This window comes from Alicyclobacillus dauci (assembly GCF_026651605.1).
GTDB lineage: Bacteria > Bacillota > Bacilli > Alicyclobacillales > Alicyclobacillaceae > Alicyclobacillus > Alicyclobacillus dauci.
The window spans coordinates 1,844,193-1,859,328 of record NZ_CP104064.1 but is presented as its reverse complement, the minus strand read 5'-3'; the positions used below and the strand labels follow the sequence as shown (position 1 = coordinate 1,859,328).

The window sequence follows — 15,136 nt, the reverse complement described above, 5'->3', positions numbered from 1 at the left end:
TCACTAGCTTTGCAGAAAGGAGTTTAGTATTTGTCAAGTGCTGAAGTTGTCAGAATACACGGACGTAATGTTTGGAATATTCATGATTTATACATCTAAATACGTAAAAAATCTCCTTAGAATGAGAAGTACAGGTAGTCCTGTCCAACTCTCTCTAAACGTGTATAATGGAATTAGGAAAACAGCATATGTTAAATAAGGTTGTTGAGGTGGGAAAGGTTCCCCACGCGCTAGTCGAAATGCAGCGTGTCATCGATAGGCCGTTGAAGGCGACTAGTCAACAGAGATGCAGGATACGCCGCCCTGCCAATAACCACATATGTTTCGGTAGGCCGAACCCTAGGGTTCGGCCTTTAACATTTACTAACTCTGTATGAGTTCGGAACGTTCACATGCCAAGAGCTGATTTGAGTTGCCACGGCAATGCCTCATGATATCTGACACGATTGATTCCAACCACAAATTTATTGTGTTTGAAAGACATGCGCTAGAAGCGCCTCCCTCTCATCCAATACTCCACTTGTCTGCTCAAACCAATATCCAAAGCGGTACAACTGGGCTTCCTCATTTGTCCTGCCAACGAGTTGCATTCCTATAGGAAGCCCATCTTCTGAAAATCCACAAGGGATGGACAAACAAGGATTACCCGTGTAGCTCCAAGGTAGAGTAAATCGTAACAATGTGGTATTCACCTTATACGTCACGTTTCCGATCTGGATCTCGCGCTGATTAGTATCTGTTGGCAAAATAGGCACGGTTGGTGTCAGCAAGATATCTACTTCATCGAAAATCTGATTAATCTCTACTGTGGTTTGATCTTTTTGTTGAGTTGCTTTCACGTAATCATATCCCCTGGTACTTGCGCAAGTCAGTAATTGCTGTTTAATCTCGACGTCCAGATCAGTGGCATGGGTTTGTAAAGTGGATTCATGAATCGCATAGGTTTCGCTGGTTTGGATCATGACTTGACCCCAACTCATGGTCTGAATTTGTGGGATGGTCACAGATCGAATATTCGCGCCTAGGTCTTGAAAGACACTTATGGTATGTTGCAATGCCTTCGCAACCTGAGAATCGATTTGTTCAAAGAAAAAGTTGGAGGGAACTCCAATAGTAGCCCCTTTGATGCTGTCATTCATCAAACGAGTAAAATCCTCGAACTCTGCATATGAATATGGATCTTTTTTATCGCAACCTGCGATAATACCTAAAACGATCGCGTTATCTTTAACGAAACGAGTCATTGGGCCAACATGATCCAGCGTATAGCTCAACGGATATACGCCGAATTTACTCACACGGCCAAAAGTCGGTTTCAGTCCGATAATTCCACAACAGGAAGATGGAATTCGAATCGACCCTCCAGTATCCGTCCCGATGGCACCATAGCAAAGTTCGCTTACTACTGCCGCGCCCGCACCGCTACTCGAACCGCCACTGATTTTCGAAATGTTAAAGGGATTTTTGACTGGCCCAAAATACGACTTATCACCGGTTGACCCGTAGGCGAATTCATCCATATTCAGTTTACCCAGTACGATTCCGCCTGCATCTCTAATTCGCTCGACTACGGTAGCATTTTCTTCGGGAACGAAATTTGCGTAAACTTTAGAACCCATCGTGGTTCGAATACCTTTGGTGAAGATTAGATCTTTCAGACCAATCGGCACACCGTGCAAAGGACCCCGATAGACGCCGGACATGATTTCACGTTCGGCAGCTTTTGCGTCTTCCAACGCTTGTTCTTCCAATACAGTCCCGTATGCGTTAAGTATCGGGTTTAGCGAATGGATGCGTTTAAGCACATCGTGAGTGACCTCTACAGGGGAAATTTCTTTGTCTCGAATATGCTGTGCCAATGTGGCTAACTGCATGGCTCACAAAGCCTCCTTTAACCTCCATCTGTGCGAAAGGCAGATAACAAATATCCCTGAAATGGTTCGGCATTTACGCGTTGCGCTTTCACTGTGCCCTTCTCAGAAACGAAGGGTCAATTAATCCTTCTCCTATCTACTGGTGAAGCGAGTCATTTTGTTGATTGTAGCTGTGGATTGAATTTGCTGGTTTTTTGTTGAGCGCGTTGAAGCTGTTGCGGGCCCACTCGCAGCCACTACTGTTGTTGAGTGTTAGCCTGAGTTCCGGCTTGGCTCTTAATTGTTACAGAGTCATTCCTGCATCACGAAGGCTTTGGCCGAATTGATCGCAAAACAGACTAAGAGACCTTAAGGTACCCGCCATACACCCAAAACAGACCGTAAAAAATCCGGAATAGCATGGGCTATTTGGGAAGGTTCGATAAAGGCCCCGGACAGCCGGGGCTTTATAATGTTAGCGTTAAGACTGGGTAACGGGCGTTCCCAGTTTGTTCAGTGTTTCCCGGATGAACGCCGGTTCGTCAGCTGGCATGCGCGACGAAACGTAGTTGCCATCGACGACCACCTCTTGATCGACGTAGTTGGCACCCGCATTGATAAGGTCATCTTTCAAAGGAGGGTAGCACGTCAACGTCTTGCCTTTGGCAAGACCTGCGCTAATTAGAATTTGCGGCCCATGGCAGATCGCCGAAATTAGTTTGCCCTCACTGTCCATGTCCTTGACAAACTGCTGTATCTGTTTGTTGAGACGCAAGTTTTCCGGTGACGATCCGCCCGGAATGACGACCGCGTCAAACTGATCAGCCTTCACTTCGTCAATGGAAGTATCGGCCGTATACATAGCCTTCTTGTTCTTTCCTGTGAGTTGTTCACCTTTTTTCAACCCGACAATGACCGTTTCGTAGCCCGCTCCTTTGATTGCTTCGTACGGTTTTTGCATTTCTGAATCCTCAAATTCTTTGGCCAGCAGGAAAGCAACTCTCTTCATATCTGCTTAACTCCTTCTAAAAATAATGAGTTGGTGCCCACGCTCTACAGTGCCCGTTTTTGGATTCCCCTAAAAGTATGTAGGGTTCTACAGAGGACTGCACAAGAATCCAGGAAGCTGTAGAACGGGGCCGTAATGTCTGCCGAAAAGTGGGTAGGGAGTTGTACAAGGCTACAGATGAATCGTCGTTCACGCAAAGGTGCTATGATGCAGATTCTGATTTATAACATGTTAGTTACTGCTTGGATAGGCTTTCACGAGCTCACCTTATCAGCCGATAAAACAGGTCCGAAAGGGATTTTCGGTTTTAATATCCGGAATGAAGCTTTCCCCAACCTCGGACTAAGTTATCATCGAGCTAGGTGGCCCGAATAAAAAGACGGAAGCGACTTCGGGGCCAACTTCCGTTTGTCATACTATTTAGCCTTTGTATTGTGGTTCTTCTTGCTCTAACTGTTGAACACGTTGCTCCAACGTATTAACAATGGTGTTTGTTTGATTCGCAGCATCTGTGTACAGTTGTTTTGCCTGCTGGTTCTGGGTTTGCAGAGCAAATTGTTCGAAGCTTGCTTGTGCACTTTTTAACCCTGCTAGCGTCTGTTTTACTTGACTATAAACCGTCATAATGTTCAATCCCCTTTTAGAACAGTCTGTAGGCGACTTTTGAGGTAATAGGTAATTCACTCGCCATACATGAGATTCTTCAATTCCGTAGTGCATTAAACATCCATATTTCAGTCATACTGTCTATTCGTTGGGGATTCTATACTACGAAGGAGAAATACATGAAAAAACCAACCTACAAGCCGATCACCTCTGCCGATTTAGAATACAAAAGAGAAATACCGAATAAATGTAAGGATTGTATTTGGAGACGAGAATTCGTCTGCACTCGACCGATTTGTGTTAAAGGATGATGGACCTACATAACACTTTCATGGACTCCGATTTCTGCGTGTGCGCACTACGCTAACTCTAAGGCCTCTGCACGTCCGTGTTTTATGACAGCGATGCGAAGTCGGGTTTTATCGGATAGGAAAGCCACTTTACACACCCGCCTTGTGTTAGAAACTTATTGCTGTTTGGTGTTTCAAAGATTTTGGGGGACCACCAAGTTCGACTTGTAAGTCCTCGGCAATCATGTGGTTTAAGTCCACCATCTAGATTGCGGGATGATTATACCTCGACATACTCAGTGGATGCCCCTAGTAATGTGTTTGGCCAGATACGTTCGTTACTTTTGTTAATACTGGAAGTTTATGTGTTCATTCTGGAACCAAGGTGCGTGTGTAATTAAAAGGTTGGATACATATCATTACGTTTCAGCTATTGAAGGGTGATTCACTAGCGCTAGCCAATTTTCTGATCTCGAACACGTCATTCAAAAGGTTCCAATTTTGAGGGAAAGAGTTTGGGAGTACCCAATAACTAATACCTCGAAGATCAAAGTCGAAGATTAGGTTAAACTTCGCCGCCACGCTCATAGCGTCTTCGAACCAAACGATGTGGCGTTTATTGTCCACATCGTATAAGAAATATGGTGAAGCTGATTCGTTATCCCAAAGGATCGGTACCTGTCGCTCCAACGCGAGATTTTGAGCGTCATTTGCAGATAGTCCCGAGGCTAACCCACCTGGTTGATGAGGAAGCTCCCAGTCATATCCGTATAGGGGAATGCCCATGAGGATCTTGTTGCTCGGGATAACAGATGTTGCGTATTCGAGAACGGCTCTAACTTGATTGATCGGGGCGATCGCCATCGGTGGACCGCCAACCCAACCCCATTCATAGGTCATGAGCATCAAAAAATCAACTTCCGCACCTAATGTTTTGTAGTCGAACGCACCCATCCAGGGTTGTTGCGGGGCATCGGATGTTTTTGGACCCATCGCAATGGAAATAGATAGTCCTTGTGCATGAACGGCATTGCCGAGGTCGTGAATAAATTGATTATATGGTTGACGATCTCCCGGATTCATGTGCTCAAAATCTACATTAACCCCGCGAAAACCCCGTTGTTTCGCGGTATTGACGATATTTCTGATGAATTGTTCACGAAGAGATACGTTCGTAATGAGGGTATGTGCCAGTTCGGGCCTAAAACCCGGACCGTTCGTAACAGACATTAGTGGGGTTATGTTGTATTGCGCTGCTGCGCGAACAGCTTGTTGATCTGGTATAATTTGCAAACCCCCATCCGTCGTAGCTTGATAGCTGAAGATACATAGATACGTTAGGTTGCTTATCCCTTGAATAATCTCAACATCATGCACTTTCCCGGAGGGTAATAGATAAGAGTTGACCTCGATGGTTCGCTTCTGTGGGACCGGCTTCGGAACCCAAATCGTTGTACCGGCTGTTAAGTCCGTTCCGATTGTTCCACGGAAACCAAGCCAGCGCTCTAAATTCGTTTCAGAGATTCCGATCCTTTGAGCGATACTGGCTACAGAATCCCCAGGTTGGATACGGTACGGTTGAGCCACATTCCGAGTCCGGCCTGGTACGAGTAAATGTAGCCCAGGAACAAGCACATCGAGTGTCGCTAACTCGTTTAAATGGTCTAATTCTCGCGTTGTCGTACCATAGATTCTTGCAATATCACCAAGGGTGTCTCCACTTACCACTGTATGAATAAACACTCTGTTATTCGCCTCCCGCCTCTGCTTTCAAGTGTTAACATATTCATCAAGAGACGAATTTGCTTCGACTACATATTTGTGATATTTTGGAAGGAAAGGACCGTGAATGAAGCAGTAAGAGGATGAGACACGTGGGCTCATACAATCAGTAGGTCTTCTCGAGCTAATAAAACTTTTTTGGGAACAAAAGTTGTACCTAGTCGTTTACCTTGTCACGTATCCGGAATCCCGCCAATACGCATTGGAACGGAATGAGAGGGGTCGGATTGATGGATAACCGGAAGAACTCACGATATATGGTGCTTATTGTAAGAAGTGGAATTTCAGTGGATTTACTGAGTGAAAACTCTTCGACACTATCCCTCGAGGTGCAAAGACATTAAAGCAATGAACATCCATATAGCCGTAAAGAAAGTAATCCACTGTACGTTCAAACAGGGAAAACTGTTGTAAGTTGTAATCAAATTTGATGGTCGGTTACTTTGGGCCTGCTGAATGAACCAAAAACGCAGTAAAAGCAAGGGTTTTAGGTGCGATTTGTCGAATTCAAGTGTATGGATTTCGAGCGGAACGGGCGAAAAACCGTGCACTTGGAGGACGGACAATGTACGCGAATCATCAGGATCAACAAATACTCCCCGGCGGTTTCTTTCTGCCGTTTGGTGGTCGACTGAGCGAAAACAATCGTTGGGTTCAGTTCTCCTATCTCATCCCGTGGCGACGAGTGGAACAGGAGTACAGCAAGCACTTTATCAAGGACCTTCGAGGCGGACGAGCATTTTCGGTTCGGATGGCGCTCGGCGCGCTCATCATTCAGGAACGCGAAGGCTTTTCGGACCGTCACTTGGTTCAACACATCACAGAAAACCCGTACTTGCAGTACTTCTTTGGTCTTGAGGCATATCAGAAAGAACCGCCTTTTGACCCTTCCCTTTTGACCTACTTTCGCAAACGACTCGGCCCAGAAGCTATCAATCAAGTGAATGAATGGATTGTGCAGGCAGCACACCAGGAGGAAGAGGATGGCGACAACGAAAATACGCCAACCTCACCTGGGGAAAACGAAAATGGTCGCTCACAAGAAGAACCGCAAGAACCACGCGCCCATCAAGGGAAGCTCATTCTGGATGCAACCTGCGCACCCGCAGATATTGCTTATCCGACTGACTTGTCGCTGCTAAACTCAGCCCGCGAGAAGTTGGGGGATATCATCGACACGCTCCATGCACCCCATATTGGCAACATGAAGAAACCTAGAGACCGGCGACGTCAAGCACGTCGTGACTACCTGAGAACAGCGAAGAATCGAAGACCCAGTCGTTCAGAAATCCGTAAGGCTATCGGGCAGCAGTTGCGTTATGTGGCACGTGACTTGAGATTCATCGAACAGCTTGTACAACACACACCGCTCACCGCGCTCTCGCGAAAACAATATCGTGATCTCTTGGTCATTGGCGAACTGCATCGCCAGCAACGAGAGATGTATCGGTCTCGTAGCCATCGAGTGGACGACAGAATCGTGAGCATCGCGCAGCCAGACGTTCGACTCATTGTGCGTGGGAAGGCAAAAGCGAATGTGGAGTTCGGTGCTAAAGTCGCCATCAGCGTCGTGGACGGATACGCCTTGATGGAAAAGACAAGTTGGGACAGTTGCAATGAGAGTACGACACTCATTGAGTCGGTGGAGCGGTATGTGGAGCGCTTCGGATACTACCCGGAAGCCATACTGGCAGACAAAATTTATCGAACGCGGGAGAACCTCAAGTACTGCAAGGAGTACGAAATCCGGTTGAGTGGTCCGAAACTCGGAAGACCATCCAAACAGATGGATAAAGAGCAAGCGAAACAGGAACGCCAGGACATGGGCGAGCGTAATGCGGTTGAAGGAAAATTCGGCGAAGCTAAGCGCAACTATGGGCTTGGTTTAATTCGAGCCCGCCTCCGTCATACAAGCGAGGCCGTGATCATCCTGCAACTGTTAGTCATGAATCTGGAAAGGCGGCTACGCCTTCCTTTTTGGCTACTTTTCGGCGAGCTATTGAGATTGGATTTTGGCCAAGCCGGGTCTGCTGTGTAAATCATTCAGCAGGCCCTACTTTGTCGTGCCTTGGATAAGCGATTAAAGCATACCCCGGTAGGGGTGCAAAACAGTCGCACCCCTTACTGATCCATGATTAATAAACAGGGGTTGTGGTACAACAAGTTTTAGTAGCCGGATAAGCAGGAACGAGCAGAAAGAACAGGACAAAAATAATTAGGAATACTACCGCCCACTGGGTATATCCGCCGAATGTACCCATTGATTTCCCCCCTCTGTGTCACTTTTCAATGGGTGTTAATATGACCCACCGCCTGCAGGAACAAGCAAGATAAACAGTACGAAGATAATCAGGAATACTACAGCCCAACGGGTATACCCACCAAAACAACCGTCCATTTCGGTTCCTCCTTAACGTTGCGACATGCTGCAAAGTATGTCCGTAGACAACCATTCTGAGACGGTATATACCCATCTTTGTAGCCGTCCTATCGAACAAACCGGCTCTGATGTGTTAAAAAGCACAATTGTTTCACGGATAAATAGACACCGTATGTGGTGTAAAAATTATTTTTTGCACCAGAGCCCCATTACCACCACAAAGCCCACAGCCAAAGCCCAAGAAGCCACCACCAAGTAAAAAAGTAAAGTGGCCACCAACTCTCTTTAATGTCATCTGTAGACTGTGGCAAGTTCTTTAGTAAATCAATGTTGTCGGCTTCCGTACTTGATTGAGTCGCTAGTCTAGTACTGGGCCCTCCTATCGCCCGCACGTAAATTCCATCATTCGTTACGGAATGTAATATTCCGTGGTGTGTGACTCCATCCCTCGTACGAAAGACGACGTGCTGTCCGATAAATTTCATTGCGTGGGCAGGTCCAATCATAGTGTCACCCCCTAGTGATGACAGTTAATTCGGGAGGCCGAACCAATGAAATGGACGAATTCCTAATTTAATTTGTCCATCATTGACCTCTCTACAGTAACCTAGGACGAATGTGTAATTCTCATATATTTAGGGTTGTACCACCTCATCATTTGGGAATTCCGCCCGCCCCATTTCATCGACGTGAGCATGAATTAAAGCACCACGCGATAAAAACAATGGCGCGGTTCCGCAAAACTAGTCATTTAGGAGGGGGGAAGTGGTATGTACGGAGTATTTGGAGGGGATACAAGGTGGGCCGTTGTATTCCTAATTATTTTTGTCCTGTTCTTTCTGCTCGTTCCTGCTTATGCGGCTACTAAAACTTGTTGTACCACAACCCCTGTTTATTAATCATGGCTCGGTAAGGGGGGCGACTTTTTTGCACCCCTACCGGGGTATTTCTTAGCGTAACGATTGAGTAAAAGTGTTTACCACAGTCTGGAGTAGGACCGACATTTTAACGAAAACATACGCTAATACATTTATTGGATAGTAAAAGCTAATTTTCTCTACTTTAAGAATGTCTCTGATGTATGAAATACGAAGAAAACGCGGTTCATATATACCGCGTTCTGAATATTGCAGGATGAGTTATTAGGAAATTTACAGTTCAATATAAGGCCTTGTGGGCAATCTATCAACCAAGGCTGGCTGTTTCTCAAGCCTGGAAATCAGCGACTGAATGTCCGTACCGGCACGAATAAAGAAAACACGACCTCCAATCAAACTTCCCAAAGGTTTAAGATGAGTGACCCGCACATAACCAAATTGCTGGCTGGCCACATACCCAGTTATATAACTTTGATCGTCTGACCAACACAATTCTGCGATCACCTCTGGTTGTGCGGTTACTTTGCTCGCAAGCGCGATCGCTTCCCACACTCTTGGACGTGCGATTCCCAAATGGCCAATCCCGTTGCACCAGCTTTCCAAAACACTCGGTTCCCAATCAAGTTTGGAAACGCGCACCCCACGATGGGGATCCGGCTCCATTCGAATCGGTTGTTCAGCGTCCAGTAGGACGGCGCCGCGCATGACGCGGCCTCCGGGTGCCGGACCTGCTTTTAGCAGCGCGATCGCAAAATTCGCCGACTCTGACGATACTCCCGCTTCGCACAGGAGGTGGTGAGCAGCACGGTGCCCTTCCTCGACATCTTCCACATCACAGGTCTGAATCGGCAGCGCTTCTAGCGACATGATTTCCTCCGGACACACGCGCTCAATGGACAAGTTTACGAAATCCGGGGTCCCGTTCTTGTGCTGCATGGCACGCTGCACGAACGTGGCGGCCACACGCTCTAGGTCGGTTTCTGCCACGATTCGCTCCGCACCGGAAATATGTACAGGCGTGCCCTGTTCCTCTCTGGAGGAACGCATGCGTACGCTAAATAAACTCATATCTCGCACCTCCCGACAGGCGTATGGCTGCCCCCAAATGACCACTTAGTGGCCACAGACCCGCCTATCCAAGCAACTGTTCGATTTTATCCAGAGCCACGCTGTCCGACACGGCTTGGGTAATAGCGGACGCCGTCGGGTTCGATCCCAGCCACGGAACCACACCCAGCACATCGATGCCCGTGACCTCGCGAATCATCTCTGGATTATGTTGTTCCGCGACGCCGACGGGTTGCCGGCGCCCGTAGCCGTTGACGATAATCCCACTCACCTGCAAACCCTGAGATTGTGCATAGGCGACGGTGAGTGCCGTGTGGTTGACCGTACCTAGGTCCGGCCCGGTCACAACTATCACCGGTAGGTTCATCACTTTGGCGCAATCGACCACCATCGCATCCGATGTGTAGGGCACGACCAATCCTCCCGCCCCCTCCACGATCCAATGCCTGTGCCGCTTTCTCAACGTGTCGTAGTGACTCACAATATCATGTAAGGTGACCTTTTGCCCGGCTCGTTCCATCGCCAATCGCGGCGCGAGCGGCTCCTCATAGGAAAAGGGGCAAATGGCCTCCAACTCGTCATCGACGCGGCTGAGAGACTTTAACCGGGCCGCGTCCCCCTCCGGATCGATGGCCAGATTGCCACTCTGTATCGGCTTAAACATCCCGATGTCGATCCCTCTCGCTCTCAGCACCGCCGCAATCCCGCCGGCCACCAGTGTTTTGCCAACCTCTGTGTCTGTCGCCGTGATGAATAACCCACTCACGAAATCACCCCTAATCCCCGCCCTGCTGCGATACAAGCCTGGATAATGTGTTCAATGTCATCGTCTGTGTGGGTTGCCATCAGCGTGAATCGAATCCGCGAAGTCCCCGGCGGTACCGTGGGCGGGCGAATGGCCGTGGCAAACACCCCGTTCTCTTCCAGGCGTCGGCTGAATTCCAGCGTGTGCAGCGGATCACCAAGAATGATGGGGATGATAGGCGCTGTCCCCGGTAGAACCTCAAACCCCGCATCCAAAAGACCGCGGCGAAGTCGCTTCGTCAATGCGTGCAGGTGATCCCGCCGAGCGCCTTCAGTCTGGATAATCTCGATGGCCCGCATGGCCGCAGCCAGAACGGGTGGCGACAGCGCCGTGGAAAAGACGAATGGCCGCGCACAGTTGACCAGGTAGTCGATGAGCACACGCGATCCCGCAATAAACCCGCCTTCTGATCCGATAGCCTTGGACAACGTTCCCACCTGAATCGCAATCCGCTCAGCCTGTATTCCGTAGTAGTCCGCGGTGCCGCCTCCGTGTTGGCCGAATACGCCCGTCGCATGGGCATCATCCACCATCACCCAAGCTTCGTAGGTGTCGGCGACATCGACGATGGCCGGCAGGTTTGCCAGATCCCCGTCCATCGAGAAGACCCCATCCGTGACAATCAGCCGCTGCCCGGAGGCCGGAGTATCCTCCAACTTTCGGCGCAAGTCATTCATATCGTTGTGGCGGTAGACCACCACCGATGCTTTCGATTGGCGACACCCGTCAATGATACTCGCGTGGTTCAGTTCGTCGGAAAAAATCACATCTCCCGTTCCGACCAGAGAGGAAAGTGCCGCCATGTTCGCCATGTACCCGTTGTTGAATACAAGCGCCGCTTCGGTTTGCTTGAACGCGGCGATGGCCGCCTCCAGTCGCACATGCAGGTCTGTCGTCCCCGTAATCAGTCGAGATCCCGAGGATCCCGTCCCGTACCGCACAATCGCATCCACCGCCGCCGCCCGCACACGCTCGTCATCGACCAAGCCCAGGTAGTTGTTGGCCGCGCACATTACCAACCAGCGTCCATCCACTTGAACCCGTGGCGCAGAAGCACTGCTCATCGTGCGCAGACGGCGATGCAGCCCGGCCTCTTTCAACTGACTCAGTTTGTCCCGAAACCGTTTCATCTGCTTTCAGCCACCCGCGTCTGATGATCCTCCGTCACTTCGGCGATGGCTTGGTACAGAATGGACGTCATATCTTTCAACTCTTCCAGTTTCGCGGCTAGCGGAGGCATAAAAACCATCACATCAGTCAACGGCCTGAGCAACATCCCGAGTTCGCGGCACCTTCTGGCGACCCGGACCCCCGTCCGCTGTTGCAACGGGAAGGGCTGTTTTGTTGCCTTATCCGCGACCAACTCAATCCCCACCATAAATCCGCTTTGCCGCACATCCCCGACGTGTGATAGAGAGCGAATCGGATCCAGGTAGTGATGGAGTTCTGCCGCCTTCTGTTCGACCTCCGCCACCAGATTTCTCTGTTCAAATAGCTTCAGATTTTCCAGCGCCACCGCACACCCTAACTGGTTCCCGGTGTATGAGTGGCCGTGGTACAGTGTTTTGAATTCGTGGTAATCCGCGTAAAAAGCGTCGTAGATCTCGTCGGTGGTCAAGGTTGCAGCAACCGGCAAATATCCCCCGGTGATTCCTTTCGCGACTGCTAAAATGTCCGGGGTAATCCCATCGTGTTCACAGGCAAACATCTTGCCGGTCCGCCCAAATCCAGTGGCCACTTCGTCCACAATCAATAAGATGTGATAGGCTGAGCACAGGTTCCGCAACTCGCGCAGATACCCCGAGGGCATCGGCACCATGCCGCCCGCTCCTTGCACCGGTTCCACAATCATCGCGGCAATTTGGTCGCCCTGCTTCTGAAAAACTTCTTCCACCGCACGCAGAGAACCGTTCACTACATCTTCGACCGACTCTCCATACGGGTTCCGATAGGGGTTGGGAAACGGAATTTTCAGAGATGGGAACAGCAATGGCGCATACACCTGATGGAACAAGTCGATGGAACCTACCGAGACAGCACCCACTGTATCCCCGTGATACGCCTCGCGCATCGTGACAAACGTGGTCTTTCCATCCACCCCGCGGTTCTTCCAGTACTGGAAGGCCATTTTCAGCGCGATCTCGACGGCCTCCGCACCCGAATCCGAATAAAACACTTTGCCCAGTCCGCGCGGCACAATCGTGACCAACTTCTCGGCCAACAGGATAGCCGGGACGTTTCCCATCCCGAGCAACGTAGAGTGAGCAATCGAGTTCAATTGTTCCCGAATCGCTGCATCCAATTCGGGCACCTGGTGGCCATGGATATTCAGCCAGACCGAAGAGACTCCGTCCCAGTACTCGTTCCCTTTCACATCGCGCAATCGGCAACCATAGCCGCTCTCGATAATCACCGGTTCGTCCGCTAAATATTCCTTCATTTGTGTAAACGGGTTCCACAGGTACCGACGGTTCTTTTCATACAGTTCTTCATAGGTCATGCCTTGATAGGCCACTAACATTCCCCCTTCGATCACGTACCGCTGCCATTCACTCCAGCCAACAGTGCTGGAGAGTTCAAGCTAACCAATGTTCAGATTGCACGCGAATCGCAACGCCTGCTGTCCTTACAGGGCCGATTCTTCAATTTCAAATCCGAGATCCTGAATCATCTTCCAATCCGCCTCCGGCAACTGCCCTTCCGTCGTGAGATAGTCGCCGACGAAGATGGAGTTTGCCACGTACAGGCCGAGCGGTTGCAGGGATCGCAGATTCACCTCGCGGCCGCCGGCAATCCTAATCTCCTTGGACGGATTCACGAAGCGTATCATGGCCAGGATTTTCAGGCACATATTGGGGGTGAGTTCCCGTCGACCCGCTAGCAAGGTTCCTTCAATGGGGTTCAGAAAATTGCAGGGGATGGATTCCGCACCGAGCGCCTTCAACGAGAAGGCCATATCCACACGCCCTTCGTCTGTTTCGCCCATGCCAAAGATGACACCCGAGCACGGAGAAATCCCCACATCCTTCACCCTGTCGACCGTATCCACCCGGTCTGCATAGGTATGCGTGGTGCAGATATTTTCATAGTTTTCACGGCTGGTATTGAGGTTGTGGTTGTAACGGTGCACCCCGGCGTCGGCCAGTTTGTCGGCGTGTTCCGGACTCAAAAAGCCAAGGCAGCAGCAGATTTTCAAATCACTCGTAGACCGGATCTCCCGGACGGCATCCGCCACTTGCTCTACTTCGCGATCCGACGGCCGCCTCCCGGACATCACGATGCAATATGTACCAGCCTTGCGGCGCTGCGCCTCTTGTGCCCCGGCCAGGATGGTTTCTTTGGACAGCAGGGGGTATTTTTCGATGGTGGCATCTGAAATGGCCGACTGGGAGCAGTAGAAGCAATCCTCCGGACATATTCCAGACTTCGCATTTACAATCATATTCAGTTTCATTTTGGTCCCGAAGTACTTGCGCCGAATGATAAAGGCGGCGCTAAGAAGGTCCAGCACCCGTTCATCTGGTTCACGCAGGATTTCCAACGCTTCCTTCCTGGAAATTTCATATCCTTGCGTGACACGTTGGGCAACGTCCGACCAACTCCTGGCAGTCACTATGTGTGAAATGACTCATCCCTCCAGAGTAATTGTTAACCTATATTATATATCAGGTTAACAATTCGATCTAGACGTGGACGGAGACCAGGACAAACTAGGGGCTACGCAATCTCCAATTTATATTTATGTCAATAAAAGGAATATAAAACCGCATAAATATATGATTACAAATTCAAATTCAGATACACTTCATCCAATTCGTCCTGTGTAATACCGATGTACGACAGGGTGACACTTGGGGCAGAGTGGTTGAATAGCTTCTGCAGAACAGCCAGACTCACACCAGATTGGTACGCATGATACCCAAAAGTCTTCCGAAGGGTATGTGTTCCAATGTTCTCCTTAATCCCTACTGCTCTAGCCGCATCATTAATGATCTTATAGGCTTGCTGTCTCTTCAACGCTTGCCGTCCCTTCCTGGACAAAAAGAGGGGATCATTCAATGTATAGGTACGAGTGCTCAAATACTCCATGATGGCTTTACGTGCTGTATCCCCAACCGGAAAGTCTTTGCTTTTCCCTGTTTTGGTTTCCCGAATAGAAATGCGGTCTCTTACTCGACCTCGGTCATCCATCACGTCATGAATGTTCAATTTCAGTAAGTCACTAATTCGAAGGCCAGAGTTAATCCCTAATATAAACAAGCAATGATCTCTCAAGTTTGTGGCCTTTAGAATTTTTTTCATGGAATCAATTTGTTTCTTCTCGCGAATAGGCTGAACAAATTCCAAAAGTGACCCTCCGTCGAACGATACTTATTATATGATATTATACGATAAGTATGATGTGTTCGGAGAACAAATAAAGTAGAACTTATGAAATGTTGAAAAATCCCTTTCGTAGCACGGG

12 protein-coding genes are annotated in these 15,136 nt (G+C 49.2%); 1 reads left to right on the top strand and 11 read right to left on the bottom strand.

Features of this window, described 5'->3' with window-relative positions; all coding sequences use genetic code 11:
- Positions 1–464: 464 nt before the first annotated feature.
- The 4 genes from NZD86_RS09325 to NZD86_RS09310 all read right to left on the bottom strand — a co-directional run bounded on the left by NZD86_RS09325 (position 465) and on the right by NZD86_RS09310 (position 5,501).
- On the bottom strand, positions 465–1,874 hold the full coding sequence (locus tag NZD86_RS09325) for an amidase (RefSeq protein WP_268046244.1): 1,410 nt from the start codon (positions 1,872–1,874) through the stop codon (positions 465–467).
- 460 nt (positions 1,875–2,334) lie between these two features.
- The gene (locus tag NZD86_RS09320) at positions 2,335–2,862 is read right to left on the bottom strand and encodes a type 1 glutamine amidotransferase domain-containing protein (protein ID WP_268046243.1); all 528 of its coding nucleotides are present in this window, start codon (positions 2,860–2,862) and stop codon (positions 2,335–2,337) included.
- Positions 2,863–3,282: 420 nt separating this feature from the next.
- Entirely contained in the window at positions 3,283–3,486 is a 204-nt protein-coding gene (locus tag NZD86_RS09315) for a DUF1657 domain-containing protein (RefSeq protein WP_268046242.1), read from the bottom strand.
- Between the two features lie 698 nt (positions 3,487–4,184).
- The gene (locus NZD86_RS09310) at positions 4,185–5,501 is read right to left on the bottom strand and encodes a glycosyl hydrolase family 18 protein (protein WP_268046241.1); all 1,317 of its coding nucleotides are present in this window, start codon (positions 5,499–5,501) and stop codon (positions 4,185–4,187) included.
- A gap of 604 nt (positions 5,502–6,105) precedes the next feature.
- Between NZD86_RS09310 and NZD86_RS09305 the strand changes: the two genes are divergently transcribed.
- Positions 6,106–7,578 carry an IS5 family transposase gene (locus tag NZD86_RS09305; RefSeq protein WP_268046240.1) on the top strand — a complete coding sequence of 491 codons (1,473 nt, stop codon included), beginning with the start codon at positions 6,106–6,108 and terminating at the stop codon, positions 7,576–7,578.
- 551 nt (positions 7,579–8,129) lie between these two features.
- On the opposite strand, the gene NZD86_RS09300 is transcribed toward NZD86_RS09305, so the two are convergent.
- From NZD86_RS09300 to NZD86_RS09270, 7 genes are all read right to left on the bottom strand, one after another.
- On the bottom strand, positions 8,130–8,426 hold the full coding sequence (locus NZD86_RS09300) for an LSm family protein (protein ID WP_268046239.1): 297 nt from the start codon (positions 8,424–8,426) through the stop codon (positions 8,130–8,132).
- 645 nt (positions 8,427–9,071) lie between these two features.
- Entirely contained in the window at positions 9,072–9,866 is a 795-nt protein-coding gene (locus NZD86_RS09295; protein ID WP_268046238.1) for a 6-carboxyhexanoate--CoA ligase, read from the bottom strand.
- A 64-nt stretch (positions 9,867–9,930) separates the two neighbouring features.
- Positions 9,931–10,632: a dethiobiotin synthase gene (gene bioD, locus NZD86_RS09290; RefSeq protein WP_268008729.1), complete on the bottom strand. Its 702-nt coding sequence runs from the start codon at positions 10,630–10,632 to the stop codon at positions 9,931–9,933.
- The gene (bioF, locus tag NZD86_RS09285) at positions 10,629–11,801 is read right to left on the bottom strand and encodes an 8-amino-7-oxononanoate synthase (RefSeq protein ID WP_268046237.1); all 1,173 of its coding nucleotides are present in this window, start codon (positions 11,799–11,801) and stop codon (positions 10,629–10,631) included. The genes bioD and bioF overlap by 4 nt, the downstream gene beginning before the upstream one ends.
- Complete coding sequence (gene bioA, locus NZD86_RS09280; protein ID WP_268008822.1) at positions 11,798–13,171, bottom strand: adenosylmethionine--8-amino-7-oxononanoate transaminase; 1,374 nt, start codon at positions 13,169–13,171, stop codon at positions 11,798–11,800. Before bioA ends, bioF begins: the two co-directional genes overlap by 4 nt.
- A 126-nt stretch (positions 13,172–13,297) precedes the next feature.
- Positions 13,298–14,287 (bottom strand): biotin synthase BioB, encoded by a 990-nt coding sequence (gene bioB, locus NZD86_RS09275; protein WP_268008821.1) that lies wholly within the window; start codon positions 14,285–14,287, stop codon positions 13,298–13,300.
- A 164-nt stretch (positions 14,288–14,451) separates the two neighbouring features.
- Positions 14,452–15,018 (bottom strand): site-specific integrase, encoded by a 567-nt coding sequence (locus NZD86_RS09270; RefSeq protein WP_268008650.1) that lies wholly within the window; start codon positions 15,016–15,018, stop codon positions 14,452–14,454.
- Between the last annotated feature and the right edge of the window lie 118 nt (positions 15,019–15,136).

Bases quoted from the DNA above. Each gene is read 5' to 3' on its own strand.
- NZD86_RS09325 (WP_268046244.1), bottom strand. From the start codon at position 1,874: ATGCAGTTAGCCACATTGGCACAGCATATTCGAGACAAAGAAATTTCC.
- NZD86_RS09320 (WP_268046243.1), bottom strand. From the start codon at position 2,862: ATGAAGAGAGTTGCTTTCCTGCTGGCCAAAGAATTTGAGGATTCAGAA.
- NZD86_RS09315 (WP_268046242.1), bottom strand. From the start codon at position 3,486: ATGACGGTTTATAGTCAAGTAAAACAGACGCTAGCAGGGTTAAAAAGT.
- NZD86_RS09305 (WP_268046240.1), top strand. From the start codon at position 6,106: ATGTACGCGAATCATCAGGATCAACAAATACTCCCCGGCGGTTTCTTT.
- NZD86_RS09300 (WP_268046239.1), bottom strand. From the start codon at position 8,426: ATGATTGGACCTGCCCACGCAATGAAATTTATCGGACAGCACGTCGTC.
- NZD86_RS09295 (WP_268046238.1), bottom strand. From the start codon at position 9,866: ATGAGTTTATTTAGCGTACGCATGCGTTCCTCCAGAGAGGAACAGGGC.
- bioF (WP_268046237.1), bottom strand. From the start codon at position 11,801: ATGAAACGGTTTCGGGACAAACTGAGTCAGTTGAAAGAGGCCGGGCTG.
- bioA (WP_268008822.1), bottom strand. From the start codon at position 13,171: ATGACCTATGAAGAACTGTATGAAAAGAACCGTCGGTACCTGTGGAAC.